The sequence below is a fragment of the Streptomyces sp. NPDC090032 genome (assembly GCF_044748025.1).
In the GTDB taxonomy this organism is placed as follows: domain Bacteria; phylum Actinomycetota; class Actinomycetes; order Streptomycetales; family Streptomycetaceae; genus Streptomyces.
The window spans coordinates 1-23,649 of sequence record NZ_JBIVFF010000029.1; the positions used below are offsets into that span (position 1 = coordinate 1).

Annotated in this window: 23 protein-coding genes, 1 tRNA gene and 4 pseudogenes; 16 read left to right on the plus strand and 12 right to left on the minus strand. The window is 66.5% G+C overall.

Translation table 11 applies throughout. The features are described 5' to 3' along the window. Both ACIPWY_RS39630 and ACIPWY_RS39635 read right to left on the minus strand, forming a co-directional pair. The coding region (locus ACIPWY_RS39630) for a transposase (protein WP_401537012.1) at positions 1-435 on the minus strand (435 nt) is incomplete at its 3' end. A gap of 296 nt (positions 436-731) precedes the next feature. Continuing rightward, on the minus strand, positions 732-1,304 hold the full coding sequence (locus ACIPWY_RS39635) for a TetR/AcrR family transcriptional regulator (protein ID WP_401537014.1): 573 nt from the start codon (positions 1,302-1,304) through the stop codon (positions 732-734). Positions 1,305-1,369: 65 nt separating this feature from the next. On the opposite strand from ACIPWY_RS39635, the gene ACIPWY_RS39640 reads away from it, so the two are divergent. From ACIPWY_RS39640 to ACIPWY_RS39660, 5 genes and pseudogenes are all read left to right on the plus strand, one after another. Continuing rightward, on the plus strand, positions 1,370-2,341 hold the full coding sequence (locus tag ACIPWY_RS39640; protein WP_401537016.1) for an SDR family NAD(P)-dependent oxidoreductase: 972 nt from the start codon (positions 1,370-1,372) through the stop codon (positions 2,339-2,341). 418 nt (positions 2,342-2,759) lie between these two features. Next, positions 2,760-2,966, plus strand: a pseudogene (locus ACIPWY_RS39645) (transposase family protein); the annotation flags it as partial. A gap of 303 nt (positions 2,967-3,269) precedes the next feature. Continuing rightward, positions 3,270-3,449 carry a hypothetical protein gene (locus ACIPWY_RS39650; protein ID WP_401537035.1) on the plus strand — a complete coding sequence of 60 codons (180 nt, stop codon included), beginning with the start codon at positions 3,270-3,272 and terminating at the stop codon, positions 3,447-3,449. Between the two features lie 50 nt (positions 3,450-3,499). Beyond that, a complete protein-coding gene (locus tag ACIPWY_RS39655; protein ID WP_401537018.1) occupies positions 3,500-3,688 on the plus strand; it encodes a hypothetical protein in 189 nt (62 codons plus the stop codon). A 434-nt stretch (positions 3,689-4,122) separates the two neighbouring features. After that, the gene (locus ACIPWY_RS39660; RefSeq protein WP_401537020.1) at positions 4,123-4,785 is read left to right on the plus strand and encodes a hypothetical protein; all 663 of its coding nucleotides are present in this window, start codon (positions 4,123-4,125) and stop codon (positions 4,783-4,785) included. A 90-nt stretch (positions 4,786-4,875) separates the two neighbouring features. On the opposite strand, the gene ACIPWY_RS39665 is transcribed toward ACIPWY_RS39660, so the two are convergent. Then, complete coding sequence (locus ACIPWY_RS39665; RefSeq protein WP_393705921.1) at positions 4,876-5,031, minus strand: hypothetical protein; 156 nt, start codon at positions 5,029-5,031, stop codon at positions 4,876-4,878. Positions 5,032-5,821: 790 nt separating this feature from the next. Between ACIPWY_RS39665 and ACIPWY_RS39670 the strand changes: the two genes are divergently transcribed. Together ACIPWY_RS39670 and ACIPWY_RS39675 are read left to right on the plus strand one after the other, a co-directional pair. Continuing rightward, positions 5,822-5,898: transfer RNA gene (locus tag ACIPWY_RS39670), tRNA-Trp, on the plus strand. A gap of 185 nt (positions 5,899-6,083) precedes the next feature. Next, positions 6,084-7,097: a hypothetical protein gene (locus ACIPWY_RS39675; RefSeq protein ID WP_393705922.1), complete on the plus strand. Its 1,014-nt coding sequence runs from the start codon at positions 6,084-6,086 to the stop codon at positions 7,095-7,097. A gap of 148 nt (positions 7,098-7,245) precedes the next feature. Here ACIPWY_RS39675 and ACIPWY_RS39680 read toward each other — a convergent pair whose 3' ends face one another. Then, on the minus strand, positions 7,246-7,941 hold the full coding sequence (locus ACIPWY_RS39680; protein WP_393705923.1) for a nitroreductase family protein: 696 nt from the start codon (positions 7,939-7,941) through the stop codon (positions 7,246-7,248). 91 nt (positions 7,942-8,032) lie between these two features. Here ACIPWY_RS39680 and ACIPWY_RS39685 point away from each other — a divergent pair, with 91 nt between their 5' ends. After that, positions 8,033-8,506: a winged helix-turn-helix transcriptional regulator gene (locus ACIPWY_RS39685; protein ID WP_401537023.1), complete on the plus strand. Its 474-nt coding sequence runs from the start codon at positions 8,033-8,035 to the stop codon at positions 8,504-8,506. 180 nt (positions 8,507-8,686) lie between these two features. Further along, a complete protein-coding gene (locus ACIPWY_RS39690; RefSeq protein ID WP_393705925.1) occupies positions 8,687-8,833 on the plus strand; it encodes a hypothetical protein in 147 nt (48 codons plus the stop codon). Positions 8,834-9,198: 365 nt separating this feature from the next. Here the strand turns inward: ACIPWY_RS39690 and ACIPWY_RS39695 are convergent, their stop codons facing one another. The 4 genes and pseudogenes from ACIPWY_RS39695 to ACIPWY_RS39710 all read right to left on the minus strand — a co-directional run bounded on the left by ACIPWY_RS39695 (position 9,199) and on the right by ACIPWY_RS39710 (position 14,397). After that, positions 9,199-9,576 carry a hypothetical protein gene (locus ACIPWY_RS39695; protein WP_393705926.1) on the minus strand — a complete coding sequence of 126 codons (378 nt, stop codon included), beginning with the start codon at positions 9,574-9,576 and terminating at the stop codon, positions 9,199-9,201. Positions 9,577-9,712: 136 nt separating this feature from the next. After that, positions 9,713-12,657, minus strand: a pseudogene (locus tag ACIPWY_RS39700) (RHS repeat-associated core domain-containing protein); the annotation flags it as partial. Positions 12,658-13,207: 550 nt separating this feature from the next. Further along, positions 13,208-13,574, minus strand: a pseudogene (locus tag ACIPWY_RS39705) (aminoglycoside phosphotransferase family protein); the annotation flags it as partial. Between the two features lie 256 nt (positions 13,575-13,830). Then, a complete protein-coding gene (locus ACIPWY_RS39710) occupies positions 13,831-14,397 on the minus strand; it encodes a TetR/AcrR family transcriptional regulator (RefSeq protein WP_362909169.1) in 567 nt (188 codons plus the stop codon). Positions 14,398-14,506: 109 nt separating this feature from the next. On the opposite strand from ACIPWY_RS39710, the gene ACIPWY_RS39715 reads away from it, so the two are divergent. From ACIPWY_RS39715 to ACIPWY_RS39725, 3 genes are all read left to right on the plus strand, one after another. After that, positions 14,507-15,979 (plus strand): MFS transporter, encoded by a 1,473-nt coding sequence (locus ACIPWY_RS39715; RefSeq protein WP_393705927.1) that lies wholly within the window; start codon positions 14,507-14,509, stop codon positions 15,977-15,979. Positions 15,980-16,050: 71 nt separating this feature from the next. Then, complete coding sequence (locus ACIPWY_RS39720) at positions 16,051-16,704, plus strand: CatB-related O-acetyltransferase (protein ID WP_362909173.1); 654 nt, start codon at positions 16,051-16,053, stop codon at positions 16,702-16,704. A 103-nt stretch (positions 16,705-16,807) separates the two neighbouring features. Continuing rightward, positions 16,808-17,275 (plus strand): transposase family protein, encoded by a 468-nt coding sequence (locus ACIPWY_RS39725; RefSeq protein ID WP_393705948.1) that lies wholly within the window; start codon positions 16,808-16,810, stop codon positions 17,273-17,275. A 184-nt stretch (positions 17,276-17,459) separates the two neighbouring features. On the opposite strand, the gene ACIPWY_RS39730 is transcribed toward ACIPWY_RS39725, so the two are convergent. Then, complete coding sequence (locus ACIPWY_RS39730; protein ID WP_393705928.1) at positions 17,460-18,209, minus strand: SDR family NAD(P)-dependent oxidoreductase; 750 nt, start codon at positions 18,207-18,209, stop codon at positions 17,460-17,462. A gap of 496 nt (positions 18,210-18,705) precedes the next feature. Next, complete coding sequence (locus tag ACIPWY_RS39735; RefSeq protein ID WP_393705949.1) at positions 18,706-18,969, minus strand: DNA/RNA helicase domain-containing protein; 264 nt, start codon at positions 18,967-18,969, stop codon at positions 18,706-18,708. 383 nt (positions 18,970-19,352) lie between these two features. On the opposite strand from ACIPWY_RS39735, the gene ACIPWY_RS39740 reads away from it, so the two are divergent. After that, positions 19,353-19,622 carry a hypothetical protein gene (locus ACIPWY_RS39740; RefSeq protein ID WP_393705929.1) on the plus strand — a complete coding sequence of 90 codons (270 nt, stop codon included), beginning with the start codon at positions 19,353-19,355 and terminating at the stop codon, positions 19,620-19,622. Positions 19,623-19,875: 253 nt separating this feature from the next. Then, positions 19,876-20,022, plus strand: a complete 147-nt coding sequence (locus ACIPWY_RS39745; protein WP_393705930.1) for a hypothetical protein — start codon at positions 19,876-19,878, stop codon at positions 20,020-20,022. A 264-nt stretch (positions 20,023-20,286) separates the two neighbouring features. On the opposite strand, the gene ACIPWY_RS39750 is transcribed toward ACIPWY_RS39745, so the two are convergent. Then, positions 20,287-21,690, minus strand: a complete 1,404-nt coding sequence (locus ACIPWY_RS39750) for a VanZ family protein (protein WP_401537027.1) — start codon at positions 21,688-21,690, stop codon at positions 20,287-20,289. A gap of 183 nt (positions 21,691-21,873) precedes the next feature. Then, a complete protein-coding gene (locus ACIPWY_RS39755; RefSeq protein WP_393705950.1) occupies positions 21,874-22,326 on the minus strand; it encodes a transposase family protein in 453 nt (150 codons plus the stop codon). Positions 22,327-22,589: 263 nt separating this feature from the next. Between ACIPWY_RS39755 and ACIPWY_RS39760 the strand changes: the two are divergent. Both ACIPWY_RS39760 and ACIPWY_RS39765 read left to right on the plus strand, forming a co-directional pair. After that, positions 22,590-22,742 (plus strand): annotated as a pseudogene (locus ACIPWY_RS39760) (IS256 family transposase); the annotation flags it as partial. Between the two features lie 493 nt (positions 22,743-23,235). Continuing rightward, entirely contained in the window at positions 23,236-23,649 is a 414-nt protein-coding gene (locus tag ACIPWY_RS39765) for a hypothetical protein (RefSeq protein ID WP_393705932.1), read from the plus strand.

Sequence of the window (23,649 nt, forward strand, 5' to 3'; positions counted from 1 at the left end):
GACGGCCAGCCCTCGCTTGCGGCCCGACACCTTCTTGTTGGCGTCCAGTCCCGTCGTGACCTTGGGGACACCCGCGGCCGCGCGGACCGACTGGGCGTCGATGATCACGAGGGACGGGTCCTCTAATCGCTTCGTTCTCTCCCGCACCTGGCAGCGCAGAAGTTCCTGGATGCGCTGGTCAAGCCCGTCCTGGCGCCACAGGCCGAAGTAGTAGAACACCGCTGACCAGCACGGCAGATCATGCGGAAGGTAGCGCCATTGGCAGCCCGTCCGGTTCTGATAGAAGATCGCGTTCACGACCTCCCGCAGGTCACAGGACCCCGGATCTCCGGTCGCCGACCGCTTCACCCGGTCCTGCTTCCAGGCCGTGATCATCGGCTCGATCAACGCCCACTGCTCGTCCGCTAAGTCGCCCGGGTACGGATCTCTTTTCACGCCCGCATCTCAGCATGAACATGCCGACCGAATGCCCCGCGCGACGATCAGTCCCACGATCGAGCGATCACGAACCGAGGAAGATCGGACTTAACGCCCTCTCAGTCGGCGAGATGAGCTGTTCCCTGTTCGGTCGATGTGTTGAAGCGGATCGAACACGTTGGAGGGGTGCCGGTTCGACGTACGTTCCGGATGCCGGAGGATCGTCGGGTGGCGGGGGCTCGGTGCCAGTTCTGGCCGGGCGGGTGGACCTGGCGGTTCGGCCGGGGCTTCGCATGCGGCTTCGGTAAGCGTCTTCAGCGCACCAGGAGATCGATGGCGATCTCCAGTCGTTCGAGGTAGAAGTCCCGTGATGCGGCCTGGTGTTTGAGGCCGGTCGACGCGCTGATCATCGTCTGGGCGACTTGGCGGGCAGCCGTTTGTTCTGCCTCGACGGAGATCGCAGCTGTGATCAGTTGCTCGAAACGTTGCGGCGCGGTCTCGACGATCTCTCCTAGGAGGCCCGGGTTGCCCTCGATGACCACCGCCACATCGCGTGTCAGCGGGCCGATGTAGCGGCCCGCCCACTGGTCGAACGCATCGAGGAGGCGCTCTGCAAGAGGTCGGCCGGTGTCGGCCAGGGCGTGCTCGACCGCTGTGATGTCGCGTTCCAATGCCTGGGTGACGGCGGCGCGGAACAGGCTCTCCTTCGAGGAGAAGAGGAAGTAGAGCCCGGGCCGGGAAATGTCCGCCGCCCGCGCCACCTCTTCCATCGAGGTCTTGCGGTAACCGAATCGCGCGAATGTGACCATGGCGGAGTCCAGAACCATGGTTCGACGGTCGGTGTCGGCGACTGTCGACGGCAGGTGGCTGGCGGCGGGACTGTCCATGAGACCCGAGCATACGAGCGAGAGTCGCGCTATACAAATCAAGGCTAGTACGTATAGTCGCCGCCATGACTACCCGCGAACCCATCTCCACGCCCTTCACCGCTTCCAGCACCGCCGATGAGGTACTGCGGGGTGTCGACCTCACGGGCATCCGCGCGATCGTGACGGGGGCTTCCTCCGGAATCGGGATCGAGACGGCTCGCGCGTTGACCGCTGCCGGGGCGGAGGTGACCCTCGCTGTCCGGAACACGACGGTGGGGGACGCCGTCGCTGAAACGATCGAGAAGTCGACTGGAGGAATACGGCCCCGAGTCGTCCGGCTCGACCTCGCCGACAGGACCATCGTCACGCGTTTCGTTGACGCGTGGGACGGCCCGCTGCATCTGCTGATCAACAATGCGGGCGTGGTCACTGGTGGCCTCGAACGCACACGTGAGGGCTGGGAGCTGCAATTCGCGACGAACCATCTTGGCCACTTCGCCCTCGCCGTCGGCCTTCATGACGCCCTGGCCCTGGGAGCGGCCGACCGCGCCGGGGCACGGATCGTCTCGGTCAGTTCGACGGCGCACATGCGTGCCGGCATCGACTTCGACGATCTCCACTTCGAGCGTCGCAGCTACGATCCGCAGGTTGCCTACGCCCAGTCGAAGACGGCGAACTCTCTATTCGCCGTCGAGGCAAGTCGCCTCTGGGCATCCGAAGGCATCATCGCCAATGCCGTGAACCCCGGCGGTGTCGAGACGGGACTGCAGCGGAACTTCACAACGCAACAGAAGGAGTCGCTCGATGCGGCCGAAGCTGCCGGAGTCTTCACGTACAAAACGGTCGAGCAGGGGGCGGCCACCAGCATCGTTGCGGCCGTCGCCCCGCAGTTCGCGCATTCCGGAGGCCACTACCTCGACGATTCACAAGAGGCGTACATCGTGACGAATGGCGCCGACCTCGCGCAGCACCCGCACGGTGTCAAGGAATGGGCGCTCGATTCCGCCACCGCCGAGCGCCTCTGGACGGTCTCAACCGACCTGCTCCGCGTCTGACCTCTCGACGCCACAGCAAGCGGCACCGCCGCCATCTTGGTAGGCCACCGCATCGACCCACAAGACCGATAGCACATGGCCTGCGATGGCCACGTCCGATGCGCAGAGCCAAAACCGGTCAGTTCCTCTCCGAGAGTTCGGTGCGGGGCTCTGTCTTCGGCGCGACCGAGACGTTGAGCAGCGCTGCTCAACACGCGGAACCTGGCAGAGAAGTACGCGCGGGCCTGGTTGGTCAACCCAGTTCGGCAGCGAGAGGCGTGACCCTTGATGATCAAGGTTGTCGAAGCCTTTGATCACGAACAGGGGTCGCGTCCGCCGTGCCGTCCTCCCTGATCGGTGTCCTACAGAACCACTGCACGGACATTGCACGGACATCGATTCCGCCTGCCCGGAACCCGAACCACAGCAGTTCACGTCTTTGGCCGAGGCGCTGAGGCAGATACCCGATCCGCGCCGTGTCCGGGGCCGCTGCTACCGCCTGGGCTCCCTGCTTGCGCTGTGCCCGGTCGCCGTCCTCGGCAGAGCTACGTCCCTGGCCGCCATCGCTTGCTTCGCTGCCGACACCGAGTCCGACCTGCGTGAACAATGCGGACTGACCTCCAGCACGCCGAACGCCTCCACGCTGGGAAGGCTCCTGGCCCGCCTGCACGGCGACGCGCTCGACGACGCCGTGGGTGCCTGGCTCGCCCCGGTACGCCACCGATCCGGTCGACGAACCCGGCGACACGCTGGTCGGTCTGGCCGTCGACGGCAAGACCGTGCGCGGGTCCCGCACCGACGGCCAAGCCATCCCCCTGCTCGCCGCTGTGCTCCATGCATGCCAGACCGTGATCGCCCAGCGCCAGGTAGCCGCGAAGAGCAACGAAATCCCCGCCTTCGCTCCGCTGCTGGACCGGATCGACTGCGCGGCGTCGTCACCGCCGATGCGATGCACACTCAGCGCGCCCACGCCGAGCAAGTCATCGCCGCCGGCTGTCACTACCTCCTGGTGGTCAAGAGGAACCAGAAGAAGCTGCGTAAGCAGCTGCGGCACCTGCCCTGGCGTCAAATTCCGCTGCTGGCCCGCACCATCGGGGCCGGGCACAGCCGCCGCGAGGTCCGCGTCTGAAAGTCTGCACCCTCCGTCCCTGCCTGCTCTTCCCGCACGCTGTCCAGGCAATGGAGATCAAGCGCCGTCGCACCCACCGCAAGACCAGCAAGGTCGAGACGAAGACCGTCTACGCGGTCACCAGCCTGCCGCCCGAGCAGGCCGGGCCGCCACAACTCGCCGAACTCGTTCCGGATCACCGGTCAGTTGAGGCCTGCACCACATCCGAGACGTCACGTTCGGCGAGGATGCCTCGCTAGTACGCACCGCACCCCGCAGCATCGGCACCGCACCCCGCACCATCGGCACCGCACCCCACCCCACCCCGCACCATCGGCACCGCACCCCGCACCATGGCGACCCTGCGCGACCTCGCCATCGCACTGATGCGCCAAACAGGCTGGAGCAACATTGCCGCCGCAGTCGATCACTACAGGTCACGACCCCATTACGCGACTGCCATGCTCCGACTGACAGCCTGAGAAGGCATCGCCCCTGCGGGGAAGGCCGGTCGCCGGCCGCACACTGCGCGGGGTGCGGACGGATCTGGACGGAGGGGGGGCTCATCACCACATGACCCGTAGGAGCGGGCCCTGTTCGGGCGGGAAGGCAGCTCGATCCAGGGTCTCAATGCCGGGTACACGCAGACGTAGAGATCCGCTACGGTGCTTCACCCGAAGAACAAGGGGGCGCAGTGGGCGACTTCAAGATGACCGGGGACTTCGCGGGGGCGATGGTCACCGTAATCCCGATCATTCTGCTGCTGGGCGGCGCGGAGATGCTGAAACTCTCCAAGATGTATGTCGAAGCGGCAGCGCCCAAACACCAGCAAGCCACTGCCGAGATCTTGGCCGCCGTCTACCCAGGAGCCGAGGTTGAGGGTCCGAGTTCAACTCCATCCCTCCACACGAGCGATGATGCTGCGCAGCCCGGTGAACAGCTCTGGGCATCTTTCGAGATTCTGTTTGCGCTGGTATGGGGCCTCGTAGCCGTGGCCCACGTGTACATGGAAGTCAAGCTGATCCAGTGGCTCGCCACCACAGAGCGCCCAGCAGCCCCGATCCTGGCAGAGCGGGTCACAGGGACTGCCACCCTGGGCTTCGTCATGCTCCTCGTAAGTGCCTTTGGGCCGATCTTCATGATCGCCCTGGACCCGCTATTGGTGACGCTCGCGAAAAGCCGAACAACCGTGGGTCGCATACTTCGGCTCAGCCTCAAGTTGTCCTTGTCACGGTCCCCGCTGGGGCGGAAATACGAGCAGGCTGCAGCGGCAGCCGCAGCAGCAGCTTCAGCAGCTGAGGGCGCAGAGTCAGGAGATGGGGCACCTCGACAGACTCCGAATCCCCCCTCCCTGTGACGCAATTCCGCTAGCCCTCGTCCAGTCCACGCCCGACGACTGACCGGCCCCGCCGTCCCACCACAAGGGAACAGCAGGAGGCGCGCGAACTCAGCCGACGCGGCCGGCGTCGAGCACCATGAGCATCCCGCCGAGCGCTCCTACGGCCAGGCGCACGGCCCCGGCTGTCTTCACCCGCCAGATCCCGATGTCGAACTCGCTGCCATGTGGTGCGAGTTGTGGTTCATCGCCTGCGGCGCCGACCACACGCCCATCTGCCCGACCACTGTGACGAGGAGGCGCGCCGCATGACCGCCTTAGTGCCGGCAGAGCGACCGGCTGACAGTGCCACCCATCCACGCACGAACTCCATTACTGTCAGCCAGACTGGTCACATGGATGCAGGGTTGGCGGCTGTTCTTGGCGGCGGGTGGGAGCACTCGGTACTGGCGGATCGGCCGTCCTCACCTCGTGGTGGTCCACCAACTCGCAGGAAAGGCAGTCCAATCGCCAGCTCCGATTCGAGCATCTGCGAGAACGTCGCGAGCCGCGCAGCAAGGCATACTCCGATGTCGTCGCGCATGCGCAGAATATGGGCAGGCAGCTCGACGCGTTCAACGGCAGCCGCGCATTCCCGGATGAGCCCACTGAGGGCTTCCCGGACCCGGAGAAGCTCGACACGCCAGCGGACCTCTGCGCCCGCGTCTTCGTGGAGGGGCCCGCTTGGTGGCACGCCAAGGCGAAACGTTGCTCGCTCGTGCCCGTGAGGCGTGGGATGCTGCTGCCTCGCTAGCCATCTTCTATGTTCACGGCGCCGACGAACACGAAGATCGGATCACGCGGCGCCTCGACGCAACCTCCGCACTTAACGACGCGCTAGGTCGCTTCATGGCCCACGCTCGGTGGGCTCTGGACGATGACGGGAGCGTCCCATCACCGCCGGTGGGTCGCCCGCCCGGCGAGCGACGACAGGCGCGAGTTGGCTCTCGTACGCCGCCCAGTGCGTGACCCGCTGCTGACGGTTTCAGTTCACTGATCGATCTGTAGGATCCCTGCTGGCAGGTGTAGCGCAGTGGTCGACGCGCGCGGTCTCCAAAACCGCGAGGACACCGGTTCGAATCCGGTCACCCGCCACCCTCCTCAGGCCACAGAGCCCGCGTTGAGGACAACAAGCATCCCGCCGAGCGCCATGTAAAGCACCCACCACTGACAACACATCAGGAGACGATCCCGTGCCCCGTATGAGGGGTCTGCGGTAGGAGGATCTGTCCCGACGGGTACCGTGTGGGTGTTCTATCGCTTTTACCGCGGGGGCGAGTGTGACTCCTGAACAGCTCACCGCTGTCACTGGCCTCGTCGGAGTCGGTATCGGTGCCGTGGGGGCATTGCTTGGTTCGCGCATGCAGTCCAAAGCGGCAGATCGGGCGGCAACGGTTGCCGCTCGGGCGGCGCTTGAAGGCGTCCACGCTCAGGTTGCCACGACGAAGCAGGTAGAGGTCCAGACCGCCCGGCGCGCGGCCTATGGAGCATTCCTCAAAGAGGCCAATGAACTGCACCATCACTTGGATGCCAACGTGATGGACGCGGAAGCCACAGCCCAGGCCATCAAGCGTGTAGAAACGGCCTTGGCTTTCGTGGCTCTGGAGGGCCCGGAAGGCGTCAGTGAAGGGGCCTGGAACGTACTGCACGCCGGATCCGGAGCCCTGGGTATTCATGAGCGTTCGGCCGAGATCGCAGCTACCTGGGGGCGCCTGGCTGCCTACCACGACCTTGTCAGAATGGAGTTGGAGCGGCTGCGCTACGCCCTTGAGGAGGTCAGCGCACTGTGGCGACCAACCGCAGACTGGTGGGCCTTCGCCTTCGCAATCCGCCCCGACGAGGACGTGGAGTTCCCCGATGTTCCCACGTATCGCAAGTGGAACCGCATGCGCATCGATATGTGGACGGACCAACAGCGCGAAGACATGCGGGCAACCAATCAGATCGTCGCAGGCCCAATGTCCGTGAGGCTGGACTCTGCCGTGCCAACTCATCTGGGCATCCAAATGGTGCGAGAGCAGCGCCCGGATCTCTCAGAGTTGGCCCAGATCCGAACCAGCGCAATGCACGTCCACAGACTGTTGGAATTGGCCAGGCGAGAGATCGGACAGCGACAGAGCGGAACTGAGTTGCTTGATGCTGAGGTCGCCGCCTTGATCTTGTATGCGCTCCGAGAGCGCGGCGTGACCCCGCGCCTCACGGTCGACGACGCGAGCGCCGAACTCCACGACGAGATCAGCACCTTCACGGCTCTGGCGCGTGAGGCTCTCTATTCAGGCGTGCCGGAGCCGTAAAACGAGAGGGGTGCCCCTCTGGGGACGGTCAGGCAAATCCCCGCCCCCGGCCGGTTGATGGTCACGTAATTCCCCACCCTCCCGGTCACGATTCCCCATGGGGACGGCGGTCGCGAGCAACTCCCCCGGGCCTGCTCCGTGTGCGGTCTCAGCCGGTGTGCCAGGTGACGGCGTTCTCCGGCCCTTCGCGGTTGGTGCGAAACGAGTTGACCGGGTGGTCGAGGTCGGGGTAGCCGAAGGAGATGCCCGCCACCACGCGCCGGTGGTCGGGGATGTCGAAGTGGTCGCGGAGGAAGCCGGCATAGGAGGCGAGGGCAGCTTGTGGCGCTGCGGCCAGGGCGAGGCTGTGTGCGGCGAGCAGGAATGTGTTGATGTAGAGGCCGCAGTCGACGGCACCGTAGACGCCGAGGTCGGCCTCGGTGGTGATGATCGCGACGTGCGGCGCGTCGAAAAGCTCGAAGTTGCGCAGGAGTTGTCGCAGGGTCCGCTCGTGGTCGCCCTTGGCGATGCCGAGGCTGCCGTACAGCTGGAGGCCGCATTCGCGTCGGCGTTGCCGGTAGGCGCCGGTGTACTGGGTGGGGAATGGGAAGTCGGGCGAGTCCGAGTGGCTCTGGACGTGGGCCAGAAGCTCGGTGCGAAGGCGCTCCGTCGCAGCACCTTCGGTGATGTGCAGCTGCCACGGCTGGGTGTTGCACCAGGACGGGGTGCGCTGGGCCAGCTGCAGCAACTGGTCGATGGTCTCCCGGGGAACCGGGCCGGGTTGGAACTGACGGCAGGTGAACCGGCCGGCGAGGATCCGGCTCAGCGCCTCGTGCAGGTCGGGGCCGGTGCTGGTCGGGTTCAAGGGGGACGCCTCCACCGATGTGGTCTCGTTTCGAGACTGGACACTAGCCGAAGTCGGTCTCGTTTTGGAACTGCCCGGGTAGAGTCGCAGCGTGCGCTACGAAGACCTCGCTGACCTGCCGTGCTCGATCACGCGCCCGCTGGTGGTCCTCGGTGACCGTTGGACGCTGCTGGTCCTGAAAGCCTCGTTCGCCGGTGTCCGCCGGTTCAACGAGTTCCAGAGCGCGCTGGGTATCTCCCGGAGTCGACTGCAGGACCGCCTGGGACGGCTGGTCGAGCACGGCATCCTGGCTCGGCAGCAGGCGACCGACGGCGACCACCCGCAATACCGGCTGACCCGGAAGGGCCACGACATCTACCCAATCCTCATGGCGATCAAGGACTGGGGCGACACCTACATGGCCCCCGACGGGCCGCCCGCGCACTACCGCCACCGCGACTGCACCGGTGAGGCCCACACGCAGCTCACCTGCGACACGTGTGGAGCCGATGTCACCGCACACGACATCACCCCGGAGCCAGGCCCAGGCATTCTCGCCCACCTCAGCCAACCCCGAGCCGAGTAGGACCAGTGACGGGCGGTCCGAGTGATCGGTGCCTGCTCCACCCGGGACGCGGTCGGCCGGGCAGCGCGATGGGCCTGCGGGCAACCGGGTGACGGCTCAGACGCCGGACAGCGCGAGAGCACGCAACCGGTCGAGGACCTGGGGAATTACGTGAACCCCTGCCCGCTGTGCTCGCGACCGATGGAGCCCGAGTTCCGCAGCGTCCGCCGCTCCGCGCAACAGGAGCACCCGGCCCGTACCGACCTCATCCGGTTCTGCTGCGACGACTGCGAGGCCACGCGCGCCCAGGAGTTCTACCACGCGATGCCCGACCGCTACGAGAGGTGACGGCGGCCGTGCGAATGCTGCACGCCGATCACACCAGCACCACCCACCGCGAAATCCGACTCCAAGGCGTCCAGGTTGAACTTGATGCCCTTGGCCTTGAACTCGTCACTTCGGGATTCAGCGACGGCACAGCGTAAGGCGACCCGGCGGCTGATCCAGAACTGCCTGCCGTCCCCCGCATCCATCCGGCCCTGACCGCATGGACAACTCCGGCACGAATCGGCACTCAGGCAGTTCCCACACCACCAATCAGCAGAAGGCTCCAGGCCACGACTTGAGTGACCTGGGGTTCCGGCTGATCCTGTGCCTGACGCCGATCAAATTGCGAGAGCCCCGGCCGATTCTCTCGGCCGGGGCTCCCTATCTCAGGAGGCGGTGATCACAGCCCCCTGATCGCACATGCCTTCTTCGAGCTCCTGGATATCGCGGTCGCCGGAGGCCACGCAGATCCAGCGGGTCGGCTCCTCGGTGTATGTCCAGCTGTTGGGATCCGCGAGGAGGTCGTCCAACTCCTGTCCGCAGATCTCCTGACCGGTGTGGTCGGCCGGCCATTCGTCCGACCGGAACACCTTGATGAAGCCGAGCGGCTGCCAGCAGCGGATCAGCCGGGCGAAGCGCGGGATGTGCCGCAGCCGCTCCTGTTCGTCCTCGCTGTCGGACCAGTCTGCCAGCAGACTCCAGAGGTCCGATCCTTCGCCTCCGTTGACATAGAGGCAGTACTCGTCGTCTTCCCAGTCCTTCACCGGATGTCTCCCTTCAGCTCAGTCCAGAGTCGGATTGCCAGCCAGCGGAATGCGGGTCGGCTTGCCCTTGCCCTGCTGGACCTTGATGTACGGGCCCCGGTGCAGCGGGTCATTCATGACGTAGGAACCATCGGCCTCCTTCCGGCTTCGTGCCACCGTACTCGCGCCGCTCACTCGTCCGGCCAAACACGTCGGTCACCACGGCCGTAGCCTGACCGCCACCGGGTGCGGTGGTGGCCGCGGTGTCACCGGTGTATGTGGTCTGGATGGACCAGCGGACGGCGCCGTGGGTCTTGGTGGTCTCCTTGACCGACCTGCCTGCGCCGTCGTACTCGGTGTCGGCCTGCTGCGGCGCCTGGCCGCCGTCGACCTGCACCGCGGTGCCGGAAGGCGCCGCCTTCTCGTCCCAGATGTCCGCCTGCTTGGTGACCGCGAGGCCCCGCGAGTCGTACAGGGTCTGCCCGATCAGCCGTCCGCCGACCGGGGTCGGCGACTGCGTCTGGCGTGTGCGCAGCAGGGAGTCGAAGATCTCGTAGGTGGTGTTGTAGCCGGAGCCGTCGCCCTTGATCGTGCTCGTGGCGACGTACGGCATAGCCGAGTTGGTGACCTTGTACTCGTAGGTTTGGTTCGGTGTCTTGCCGAGCGCCCGGGAGCGGTTGGGTAGCCAGACCTTGGTGAGCCGACCGAGGCTGTCGCTCTCGGACTCGGTGATCTTCCCGTTGGGATCGGTCACCTTCATGGCCGCACCCGTCCCGATGTCCACCGTGGTGGTGGTCCGGTACTTTTTCGCGTCCTCGGCGGCGGTGGCGGTCAGCGGACCGGTCGCCGCCGGGGTGTAGCTCGTGGTGCTGGTGACGGTGTCGTCGGTGTTCTGGACAACCCGTGCGCGGCCCATCGCATCGAAGGTGGTGCTGCTCACCTTCTGCCAAGCGGGGGTGGAGCCCGTGTACGACTTCGCCCGTCCCGTCCACGAGGGGTTTTCCCTGGTCGGCTTCTGCGTGGCGCTCCAGGTGGTGGCCGCGTCGTCGTAGACGATCGCGGTGTCCTCGACCACGTCACCGGGGCGCGTCGAGTCCGCTGGCAGATCGAGGGCGGAGTCCGCCACCGAACACGGCTTGGCCACCTTGCGAGTGCGTGAGACAAGGGCATTGAGTCCCTTGTCGGCGTTTCGCGCGTACCAGGTGCGGGTGCAGGTCTCGTCGCCGGAGACCGCGTCGTCGCCGCGGTCCTCGACGGTCTCCGGCATGCCGAAGTCGTCGTGCGTGGTGACGACGGTGTGGACCCGGTCCTTGGCCGTGCCGCTCGAGGTGACGTTGGTGCGCTCGTGCGTGGCCCCGGTGCGCGTGTAGTACGCCTCGATGTCCGCGTACGACTTGTGCTGGTGGCGGTGCGCTTGGACCACGGGTCGGCGATCGTGCCGGAGACCTCGGCAGTGCCGTCGTACGTCACCGTCTCGCGCACGAAGCTGGCGTACTGGTCGGAGTCGGTGATCTCAACGGCCTTGATGCCGGTGACCTTCGCGGTCCTGCGCTTGTCGGGGTCGGGTGTCTTGCCGTCTGAGCCGAGGACCCGGTCGCCGTTCATGCCGCGCAGGTAGACCGTCACGGTCTTGTTCTGCGTGGTGTTGCTCGCACCCGTGAGATGCGTGACCTTCTCGAACCCGCGCCAGATCGACCAGGTGCGCTCCTTGGCGGGGGTCAGCGGGTCGTCGTTGTAGTGCCAGGCGCCGCCGCCCGCGTACTGGTAGCTGTGCTGGACCGCTTCGGCGCCACCGAAGGGGTCGGTTGTGGAGACCGCGCTGACCGGGTACTTCTGGAACCAGTCGAGGATCGGCTCCTGCTCGCCGTTCGGCGACCACTTCACCGGGTAGCAGCGCTTGGTGTTCTCGTCCGGGTCGGGCATCGTCTGCCCGTACACGCAATCGGCCTCCATGTACGAGACGATCGTCTGCGCGCCTGCCTCGGACGTGATGGTCTTCAGACGGGGCTTCTCGAACGAGAGGATGTCGTCCGAGGCGCCGTCGACCCGGTTGGGCAAGAAGATGTGCGTGAACTTCACCGGGTCCATGGCGAGATCGGTGCCACGCTTGCCGGTGTGCCTGATCTCATCAAGCCACAGCGACTGGTCGTTGGAGTCACCGGTGTCACCCGGGTCCAGGTACAACTGCTTGAACGACCAGGTGTCGATCGGGGCGTATGCGGGCGTTGAGGCCGCCGCGTCCCAGGCGTAGGTGGTGACACCGGTCATCCGCTTGCGCGTGAAGAACGAAGGTCCGGCGTTGCCCGTGCACTTGTCGCCCTCCTTGCACAGGGCGTCGTACGGCACGTCGGGCCAGTTGTCCCGCTTGTCCTCGGTCAGTGCGTCACAGCCGGTGCCGGCCGCTAGGCAACGCTCGGCGTAGGTGAACATCACCCTGTCGGAGGCGGCGGGTGTCGCGGAGAACAGGGCGCCGGCGCGCTGGCCGTAGCGGATCTCCTTCAGGTATCCGCCACGGGTGTAGGCGGTGCCGGTGGTGTCGTCGCTCAGCTTGTCGTAGTAGTTGCCCTCGTCCTCATACCAGTACGTGGACGCGTTGCCGTGCGGGTCCTCGACGAGGTCGAGGTTCCAGCGCCAGGCCTGCTTCTTGTCCCGCCCCGAGAAGCTGGTGCCGTCCGCGTAGCCGGGCTCGCCCTCGTCGTCGCCGAATACCGGTACGGTCCAGACCGACTTGGTGCGGTCGGCGGTACCCGCGCCGAGCAGCTTGTTCAGGCCGAACGTGAAGACGGTGCCGTCACCGGTGGTGACAGTCCAGTACTCGCCGTTGTCATCACCGTTGTCGGCGCCGGTGTGCCGCACGACCTTGGAGGCGTCGTCGTTCTTCAGCCGCCACTCACCGCTGGTGTCATCCTTGACCAGCTCGGTGGCGCTGCCGTTGAGGACGATGGAGGCGTTCTCATACTTCCAGCACAGGTCGTACTTCTCGTCCTGGCCGTCCTCATCGCACGAGCCGTACTGCCGCTCGATGTACGACGGGGTGATGTCAAAGCCTTCACCGAGCGTCGTGCCCTGGTTGTTGGTCGTCGCGGTGCGCCCGTCGACCGAAAATATAGAATCTTTAAAGTTGGTCAAGTTGCTATCGCAAGCAGGATGAGTAAGAGGAAGCGGGTTATCCGGTTATGCCCGGGTCCACCCCCCTTCCCCCTCGACGGGGGCGACCGACATCCCGGATGCCCGGCGGCGCGGGCACCAGCATCGCCTCCCTCCTGCCGGAACGCCTCCCGCCAAACGTCCGTGTTCTGGTGGCCAGTCGGCCGAGCTTTCTGTGGGGCCGGTCAGGTCCTGCGCCAGGCGGGGGTCGGCGGGCCGCCAAGCCGGCAACGGCTCGTTCGACGAGGCCTCGGATGTCAGGGGGGCCGGGCGTGGCTCCCCGGTTGTCTCTGCGTCGGCGATGGTGGTATGTGACGACTCGTCAGGGAATCCCTATGTGGGCGGTGGTTGATCGAACTAGGGCTACTACTACGTGCGTTGGGGCTGATATGGATCACGGATGACGGTCTGGTGATTCGTGTCGAGGGGTTATCCGCGCAGGGACGGGTGTAGTTGGGCGAGGACTGCGTGCGGGGTGATTGCGCTGGGTTCTGTCCGGTCCTGCCTTGCGCATTCCAGCGTGCAGTCGCTCCAGCGCCTTGGCGTAGTCGACTGGTGAGACGTGAGGTGTCACGGGCTCGTAGTAGGTCCACAGCGTCACGGCGAAGCCGTCGCGCGTGTACACGCGCGGGTCCACCCGAGGCTCCAGGAGGCCCACCGGGGATCCGAACTCGGCGAGCCGTTGAGCGAGGTCGACTTCAAACTGTGCAACCTCTTGTCCCACAGGGGCGACCCGGGCAAGGACATCGCTAGGCGTCAGCCACAGTGCCAGCTTGTTTCGAGTTGTGGAGAACGATCGCGTCGTTGGCCGGCAGGCCGAGCGATGCGGCAATCGAAGTCGCAGCAGCGATCGCACGCGAGGTGTCGGACATCTCCATCCGGTGGTCTCCTCAGTTTCCGCTTCAGGTGTCTGCGGCATGGGGCCGCGGGGAGACATGGCCGGATGGCTGCCTCCTCCTCTTGAGGCAGAGAGCGCGAGCGGTGGAAGTCACGAGCCATCTGCGGCGACGTCCCGCCGGCGGACGGATTCAGCCAGGCCGCGTGCCAAGGGTGGGACGCCCGAGCCGGCCGGGCAGGTGTCGGCGAGTACGGAGCGTCCGAGGGCTGATCCCGGGGACCGGGGCGAGGTCACAGCATTCGGTCGACCAGCCCGTCGACGTAGTCCGGGGTGAGAGGGCCCATGCCGAACAAGACTCGGACATACATCGGGGCCAGGATGTGGTCCAGCACCTCGAGCGCGTCGGGTGCGTCCTCGCCGCGTTCGCGGGCTCGGTCGAGCACGGACTGCAGTTGCCGGGTGCGTTCGGCGCGGAGGTTTTCGCGAGCCTGTGCGCCTTGCTGCCCGTTGGCGGCCAGAGCGACGGCGAGGTGCAGCACCGCCGGGCCGTCGGGTCCGGTGATCTCGCGGGCCACTTGGGCCGCGTAGGTGCGCAGGTCGCCGGACAGGCTTCCGGTGTCGGGCATCGGCGAGCGCGCGTTGAGGTGGGTGAGCGCCACATCGCTGAGCAGGGCCTCCAGGCTGCCCCATCGGCGGTAGATGCTGCTGTCGGCCACGCCTGCGTGGGCTGCCACGTCGCCGACGGTGAAGTTGCCGTAGCCGCGCTCGCTGATCAGTTCGGTGACGGCCTGGTGTACCTGCGCAGCGACGCGGGCGCTGCGCCCGCCGGGCCGCCGGGCCCGCTCCTTCTCGTTCACACCTCCCACTTTAACGCAGTCGTGGCTTGCGTTTGCGGCATGATGCCCCTTACGGTCGCCTAACGCAGTCGCCGACTGCGTTAAATCGCGGTGATAGAGAGGAGTCCCCATGGCGGCTTCGCCTGTGGCCGTAGGCAGTCGTTCACACCGGGCCGTGCTGCTCACGGTGACCTGCCTGGGCCAGTTCATGGTCCTGCTCGACAACACGATTGTCGGAGCGGCGCTGCCCGATATGCAGCACCGGCTGCACACTCAACTGACCGGTCTGCAATGGATCGTTGACGCGTACGTACTGCTGGTCGCCATGCTGCTGCTGTCCGGCGGTGTCTTCGCCGACCGGTTCGGCCGCAAGCGGGTGTACCTGACCGGCGTGGCGGTCTTCACCGCCGCATCGCTGCTGTGCAGCCTCGCACCCTCGCTCGGCTGGCTGGTCGCCGGCCGGGTGCTGCAGGGCATCGGGGCCGCCGCGCTGAGCCCTGCCTCGCTCGCCCTGCTCGCCGCCGCCCATCCCGTACCGCAAGAACGCGTCAAGGCGATCGGGCTGTGGGCCGGACTCAGCGGAATCGGCCTGGCCGCGGGGCCCGTGGCCGGCGGCGCACTGACGGACGCCTTCGGCTGGCCCGCCATCTTCCTGGTCAATCTGCCCATCGGTGTGATCCTCCTGGTGGCCGGTCTGCGCAGTCTCGAAGAGACCCGCAATCTCGGCGCCCCCGCGATCGACGTCCCGGGGACGGTGCTGTCCGTCCTGGCGGTGGGGGCACTGACCTACGGGCTGATCGAGGGCGGTGCCCGCGGCTGGACGTCGCCGGTGATCCTCGGCAGCTTCACCGCCGGGGTGATCCTCCTCGCCGCCTTCGTCGCCGTCGAAGCGCGTCGCTCCGCTCCGATGCTGCCGCTCCGGCTGTTCCGGCAGCGTCTGTTCACCGTGTCCAACACCGCGATGGTTGTGGTGGGGTTCGCGCTCATGGGCTCGTCGTTCTTCTTCTCCCAGTTCTTCGTGTACGTCCAGGGCAGCTCGATCCTGCGCGCCGGCCTGCAGACCCTGCCGGTGTCCCTCGGCATGGTGATCGTCAGCCCGTACGCGGGCCGGCTCGCAGCCCGGTACGGCTTCCGGATCGTGGTCACCACCGGCCTGGTCCTGGCCGGCCTGGGACTGCTGGCGCTCGGCACGGTGCACGCCGACACCGGCTACGGGAACGTGTGGTGGCGGCTGGGAGTCGTCGGCATCGGCTTCGCCCTGACGATGTCCCCACTGACGGGAGCCGCCATCCAAGCGGTCAGCCCGCAGGAAGGCGGTCTCGCCTCAGGCATCAGCAGTACCACCCGGCAGATCGGCGCGGTGCTCGGCGTCGCGCTGCTCGGAGCCATCGTCCGCACCCGGCAATCCGGCGGCGCCTCCTTCGAGACCGGCCTCAACAGCGCCTTCCTCGCCGCCGGCGCCGTCACTTTGGCCACCGCCGTGTTCACCGGCCTGTGGCTGGCGAGGTCCACGCCTGCGGAGGGCTCCGCGGCTCCGCAGCGTTCCACCGATCAAGCTGCGGTCACCACCTTGAGCGAAGCATCCGTGACCAGCCCGAACTAGACCAAGATCATCTCATGGCCCGTTCTGCCGTACCTGGGACACACACCCACGAGAAAGGAACCGCCTCCACGATGCCGCCCATCCCTGCTGACCCCACCGTGCTCCACCCGATGCCCGAGTACCCGCGCGTGGTTCTGCTCAAGCCGTTGGTGAAGTCGCCGTTGATCGAGGTCGGTGACTTCTCCTACTACGACGATCCGGACGACCCGACCGCGTTCGAGACGCGCAACGTCCTTTACCACTACGGTCCCGAGCGGCTTGTCATCGGCAAGTTCTGCGCGCTGGGGACGGGCACCCGGTTCATCATGAACGGCGCCAACCACCGCATGGACGGTCCTTCCACCTTCCCGTTCCCCACCATGGGCGGTTCCTGGGCGGAGGACTTCGACCTGATCGCTGACCTGCCCGGCCGGGGTGACACGGTCGTCGGCAACGACGTGTGGTTCGGCCACGGTGCCACGGTCATGCCTGGTGTGCGCATCGGCCACGGCGCGATCATCGCCGCCGGCGCCGTGGTCACCGGCGACGTCCCCGACTACGGCATCGCCGGCGGCAACCCCGCCCGGCTCATCCGCACCCGCTACAACGCCGCGGACGTCGCCCGGCTCCTCGCCGTGGCATGGTGGGACTGGCCCGTGCAGCACATCTCCAGCCATGTACGGACGATCATGTCGGGGACCATCACCGACCTGAAGGAGGCCGCCGCGCAGATCGACCAGCCCTGACACCGCGTCCTCGCCACACCGCCCGCACCTGTCCTGCGGCAGAAACGAGTGATCGACCGCCCTCGGGGGCGCGCTCCACGAGGAAGCCACCGTCGACCTCTTGGTGGCCGAACCTGTCACGCCAGGCGTAGAGACGTCGGCGCCGCTGTGCTGGGCATCGCCCCTCCTGCTGTTCCCGGCCCTCACCGATGAGAAGGGCCGACTGGTGCGGATCTCCGCCGCGCGGCCCGGCCGGTCCTCGGAGATCACCACCGCCCGCCACAACAAGCTCATCGAACACCTGCGGGTGGCGGGCCTGGGCGCGCTCGGCGACCTCGGCTTCATCGGCCTGGACGACGACCTGGACAACCCGGTGCTCATCACCGGCTACAAGGCCGCCCGCACCAAGCCGCTGATCAGCGCGAAGAAGGAAGCCAACAAGCTGATCGCGCGGGAAAGGGCCGTCTGCGAGCACGCCTTCTCCCACCTGAAAAGCTGGCGAATCCTCACCAAGCTCCGCCTCGACACCCGCCACGCCACCACGCTGCTGCGGGCGCTGCTCGTACTCACGGACCACGAAGTCGCCCGCTGACGGACGATCCACCATCGGCACCCGCCCACGACCAGCGCGAGTACCCAATCACCCACCCATTCCAGCCCCCTGACCAGCAACTTCAAGATTTGCGACCTTCAATGGCGAGATCCCCATGCCGGTGCAATGAGTGTGGAGTCGGGTTGGTCGCGCGCCGGGCGGCTGCGATCCGGGTAACGGACCGTCAACGCCCCAGCGTTGCTCCCCCGTTCACATGCACGATCTGCGCCGTCATGTACGCCGCTTCAGGTGACGCCACATAGTGCACCGCGGCGGCGATGTCCGAGGGCCGGCCCGCCTGGCCGGTCAGCGACTGCTTGGTCCGGGCGGCGACGAACTCGGGCGTGGCCCGGTCGCCGAAGAACTCGGTGTCGGCGACAAAGCCTGGAGCGACCGCGTTCACGGTGATGCCCTGCGGACCGAGCTTCTGCGCCAGGTCGACGGTGTAGGTGTTGACGGTGGCCTTGGAGCCGCCGTACGAACCGGGGCCGCGCAGCGCGGCGATGGACGACATCTGGATGATCCGGCCGCCGGGCCGGGTGAGGTGCGGCAGCAGCCCTTCGGTGAGCAGCACGGCGGTGAGCACGTTGGCCTCGAAGTTGCGGCGGAAGCTGTCCGCGATGCCTTCGAGGGTGCCGTCGTGGGCCGGTGCGACGTTGCCGCCGGCGTTGGCGACGACCACGTCGACCTGCGCGTCGCCCGCGGTGCAGAACTCCACGGCTCTGCGGGTCTGGCCGGGATCACTCAGATCGGCGGCGACCCAGGAGGCCGTTCCCGCACCGTGCGCGGCGTCGAGCTCTCCGGCGGCCTTCTCCAGGGGCCCCTCGCGCCGCCCGATGAGGACGACGTGGTCGCCGTCCGCCGCGAAGACCTCGGCGACCGCCCGCCCGATCCCCGTACCGCCACCCGACACCACGACCCTGCGCTGCCCCACGACCCCACCCCATGTCCTCGTTTATGAACGACGGTCACGTCTCTGTCCGCCGCACGGTACGGCCGCGGGTCGTCAGCGTCAACGGGCAGGTGCCGCGGGCTCCTCACCCGGATGACGGAGCCGCGATCCACTCCGACATGCCCAACATCCGCCCCTTCGCCCCAGGTCACCGACCCGGGACGGATCGTAAGAAGCGCCGCACGGCGCGCACAGCAAAACCCGCAAAACGGCCCGGCCCGAAGCGTCAGACGATCTACAGCACAGACACCCGCCCGCGATCAGCGCGAGTACCCAGCAGAACAGTCACACCAGCCCCGTGACCAGCAACTTCAAGATGAACGATCTTCATTCGTCAGATCCCCGGCCCAGACAACCAGCCTGCCCCCAACGCCCCAGTCACGTAAGGAGATCCGAGAAACAGCGCCTAGTTGCGCGGTGGGTGCGACGCGCTGCTCCAGCCCCGCTGCTGGCCGAGGCTACGGCACCCCGCCGATGTTCAGCCTTGGCCGGGACGCCGATCATGCTGCGGTAGCAGCGTCTCCAGGTGGGCTTGGGTCTCGAGGTCGGTGGAATAGAGGCGGGTACCTCTGGTTCCCCGGGTGGCGAGAACGCGGTAGCTGTTGAGGGCGTATCGCAGATAGCGATCCGGGAGGATGTTCTTGAACGCTGGATCGAAGCTTTTGTCGGGGTGGGCGACCCACTTGTCGTCTCGGCGGACGAGGTCTTTGCCGATGATGACGACGTTGTAGGTGTACTCCATTCCCTGGGCGGTGTAGATGCAGCCGACCTGTTCATGCCCCTGTGTCGGTGGCCCATTCAGGAGGTTCGGAAGCTTCTCAACTGGACCGAGAACCGCAACGTCATGAACGTCACCATCCCAGGCGAGGACGACAGCGACACCCTCCCATCGCTCCTGACGCTCGACCTGGCGCCAGCAGTACCAGCGCCCGTAGACGAGGATGAGGAGGAAGCGGCCATTGCCAGCTTCGAGGGGGTCTTGAGCGTAGGTCTCAGCGGGCTCATCGAGGCGAGCAGGCTGCACTCAAGCGCCGCTTGCTGCCCGGCAATTCGGGTGAGTGCGCCCTATGCGGGCGGCGCCTGCCCGGCGCCTTCCTCATAGGGGCCCACATCAAGAAACGTGCGATGTGCGACGACGGCGAGAAGCGCGACCTGGCCAACATCGCGATGCTTGCTTGCACCTTCGGCTGCGACGCCCTGTACGAGCATGGCTACATCGCCGTGGCCCCTCGCGGCGAGATCCAGGTGAGCCCGCTCGCCAAGGACCTGCCTGCAGTCGCCCAGCACATCGAGAATCGGCTGGCGACGAGGAAGGTCACCTGGTGGAACGAGGACCGGGAGAAGGCCTACCAGTGGCACCGCACTCACACGTTCAAGAACAGCCCTCCCGCGTGACGACGTGAAGAGCAACGGCGGCTGCGCCTCCCCTTCTACGGGGAGGTGCAGCGGTCGTTTCAGCACGTTTCCTGGGGACGATATGGGGCGGCCCGCTCTATCCCCGAACATCTCGGCCTGAACCGTGTTCCCCGCTTCGGGTCCCAGCACCCGGCACCCGCGATGTGCGCCGCCTGTCCCTCCCGCCTCGGCTGCTCTCGGTAGCTGCTACTGCCTGCCTTTGGCGGCAGAACGGAACTCCTACGAGCTGGACTTGCCCGACCGTCCTGGCTGGTCGGTTGACGTCCCGATCATCATGCTCCGCGCGGGCAAGGAGGACCTGCGGAACGTGACTGTCACCCTCTACGAGCGGCCCGTCGGTGGCGACACTATGACCTGCGGAGAAATCGCCGAGTTCTAGCGCTGCTCCCCCCACTCGCAGGACCACGTGGCATACGTGCCAGCTGGTGGTCGTTCCCATCGATGGCCAGATCGGCCGCGCGATCGTGCATTGCGGAGCCAACTGGGAGTCGTGCTGCGACATCTACGGTCTCGTTGGCGCTTCGTTGACTTCGAACCCCTCGGGTGCGCCAGCTTCTGCATGTGCATTGAGACGGACGTCATGAATCCGGCCGCCCCGACCGCGGCTCTCCTGCTGAGCGTGTCGGGGCGAGGCTATTGGAGGTCAGCTGGTCCTGATAGGCGTGCCGCCGACGTCGTACACCTGGCCGGACATGGCGTTCACTCGATAGGTGTCGACAGGGTCCGGTTCCTGAGTGTCGTCGGTCTGTCCCGTGCGTGGCGATGTCACGTTCACGAGCCAGTAGGGCTTTAGTGCGCCGTCGAGATCATCCGCCTTAACGACAACGGCTTCGCTCTGGAATGTGGTGGCGTTGTTTCCGTTGGCCCGCAGCTGTGCTGCTACGGCCTTGTCCACCGCCTTCTCGGCTTGTTTGGCGTCGAGTTTGACTTTGGGGAAATCCGCGCGGGTGGGGCCGAGTGTGACGTCGATCTGAGATACGCGCCCGGCCCTGTCAATCTGAACGTCCAGCATCCTGGGCATGAGAACGTCGTTGTGAGTCCATCGCCAGTTCGTCATCCAGCCCAGGCTGGCCTTGTCGCCGACGGGATCGGTCGCCTGCACGGTCGCGCCCTTCGCCCATGGGTATCGCTGCAGGGCGTATGACTGTGCAATCTGATGTGCCTCGCGGTCGGTGGCCGGCGTTTTCGCCCCTTCCACCGGGTATCCCATGACCGTAGGCCGGTCGCTGTCCTCAAGGAGCACGTTCAGGTGCTTCTTGTCTGGCCAGGAAAGGCTGCCGCTGCCGAATGCCTCGGCGCTGCCCTTCTCGCGGCTGTGCAGGTTGAAGGTGACGTTCTTGCACGATGCGTTCCCGCAGGGCTGCTCATACAACTGGCCGATCGTGTAGCGGTCGCCGAATGCTTCCTCCATAGCTGCCTCGACGGCCCGTTTTTGGTCAGTGCCCGCTGTGGAGAGGCTGCTGCCGTCCACGTTCGTGAAGTCGAGCATCGGGCGCGCCACTCCCGAACCGAGGAGCAGGAGGGCAGCGGAGGCGATCAGTGCGCCCTTCACGCCGCCCTGCCAGACGAGCGACTGCCGTACTGCGAGCGCGATCGCGGCGAAGGCGAGTCCTGCGAGTCCGCCGATGATGTTCATTTCGGCGTCCGAGCTGTCGCACACGCGTCCCAGGCCGTCGATGGTGGCCTGAGTGAACTCGATGGCCAAGGGGAGAGCGATGATGCCGACCAGGGCCGGAAAGGGGCGGCGGACGGCCAGCAGAGCTGAGGCGCCGACGGGCACCATCATGGCGAGGTTCCACAGCCCTTGCGTGGTGTGGAAGGGCTCGGCGTACTGATGATTGAGGACGCACACGCTGCGGGCCGGGCCGGCACCCATGAAGGTGACGCCGAGGACACCAGTGGTAGTGAAGGCGAGTCCAGACCACCACACGCCGTGAGGGTTGCCCAGTTTGCGGGCGAGCGCCCATGTCGTGCCGCCGAGAACCAGGGCGGTCAATGTGCAGGCAACCAGGTAGCCGACGTGATGCTGGAAGATCGCGGAGAACACGGCGCGGTCCTTGCGTAGTTGGAGTCAAGTAGACAGGGCCGCAGGCCCCGTTTGATCAGACGGGGCCTGCGGCATGTTGGTTTCAGCGGTGCGTGGCGGGCGTCTGGAATGTGCCGCAGCTGTAGTCGAGTACGCCGGTGATGTTCTGGCAGTACGCGGTGGCACCCTGGCTGAACGACTCCTTCATCGTCTGGCCTGAGCCGATGGAGGTGGCGGAGGCGTACTTCGTAGACCCGGCGTAGGGGTAGCCGAGCTTGGCGCTGATGGAGGAGCCACCCGTCTTGGAGTACGTGGTGTAAACGGTGGTGCCTGAGACCTGCTTGTTGTGCAGGATGCCGTTGGACAGCGTGGTGCACCGTTCCGTGGGCTCGTTGGTGGCGGTGTAGCCGGAGCCGCTGCAGTAGGCGGCGGCTGATGCGGGCGCTTCAGGAGTCCGGGAATCTGCTCACGGAAGGTCTGCTGCGAGCAGCCCAGAACCGGACAGACCAGCCTTCGTACGCGCAGGTGGACGACGACCGGGCGGCCGTCGGCCGGCACGTCCCGCACCGTCCGGTGGTGGTACTCGTGCACCCTCACCGCTGGCGTTCGACACACCGGACACGGCACCGCCACATCCCGGGTGCGGGCCGTGACCATCACCTTGTCACCGTCGCCCGTCACGTCCTCGACGACCAGCGCCGACAGCCCGGAAAACGCCGTCCCGATAAGGGAGTTGACATCCAGCACAAGATCATGGTCGCGGATGGCTACTCGGCGTCACCACTGACTACGGGCCAGACCCAGAAGAACGGTGTAACTCCTGATCATGGAGGATGCACCGATGACCAGTAACAACACGTCCAAGAACGAGAGTTCAGAGGTGGCGGCCCCCGCAGTCGGCCAAAGCGGGGGATGACCAGCTGATCGAGGAGTTGGTGGGCCGCGCTCAGGCCGAAGGCCTGCAGCTGACCGGTGAGGGAGGTCTGCTGCAGCAGCTGACGAAGCGACTTCTGGAGTCGGTTCTGGAGGGCGAGGCGACCGATCATCTCGGCTATGACCGGCATGATCCGGCACTTCCCGTCCACGAAACCATCTATGAAGACCGCTTTCGCTGCACCGAGCAACTGAGCGCCATGGGCGCCTCGGTGGAGCTGACCACGAGGTGCCTGGGAGCGGTCGCTTGCCGCTTCCACGGACGCGGCGGACTACGCGGCCCGTCCCGAAGAGGTTCGTCGAAGCGCGGCAGCCTGGTCGGCGGGCGGTCGGGGCGGCCATCGCCGCGTCGTTGGCGGCCTCGGCGCTCAGCCCTTGGGTCCAAGCTCGGATGATAAATCCAGGCCATATCTTTTCCCCGCCGAACGGGACAGGGGGCGCACGGCGATGAGGAAACGAGCCGACCGGCGCCGCGCTGTACGGCGGTGGACGACGTCAACACCGTGAACGGCCGGCCGAACCAGATGTCCAGGTGCATCGGGAACTCATAGGAACGGCTGTCCTACTCGCCTCATCCAAGTTTGATCACCGGTAGAGGGCGTCGCGTGGGTCGGTCCACGTATCCTCGGTTCCATGCCCCGCAAGGCGAAGAAGCCCCGTCGGCTCGTTGCCAACGGGCGTGTGTACATGTGGACCATGCGTCACAGTCATCGTACGGATGACGGCGGCCGGTCCGTGGACTGCCGGCAGACCCTCACCCTGTCCCCGCAGCCGGCCGGCACCGGCGGCCCGCTGCGCATCGTGTTCGCCTGCGGCCCCGGCCGGTTCGTCCCGGGCGGAGCGCCCCTGGGCTCCGGGGACGTGGGCTTCACCCGGGGCAAGTCCCTGAACCTGCACGAGCCGGGCGCCGTACGGGCCCTGCTCGAGGTGGCGCTGTCCCACGGTTGGCAGCCGGGGGAGCGACGGGTGGTGGAAGTCGACGGCTGGACTCTGCTGAAGGAGGCAGGGGCGCGAGCTGGGGACGACGCCCGCGTCGTCGGCGAGTAG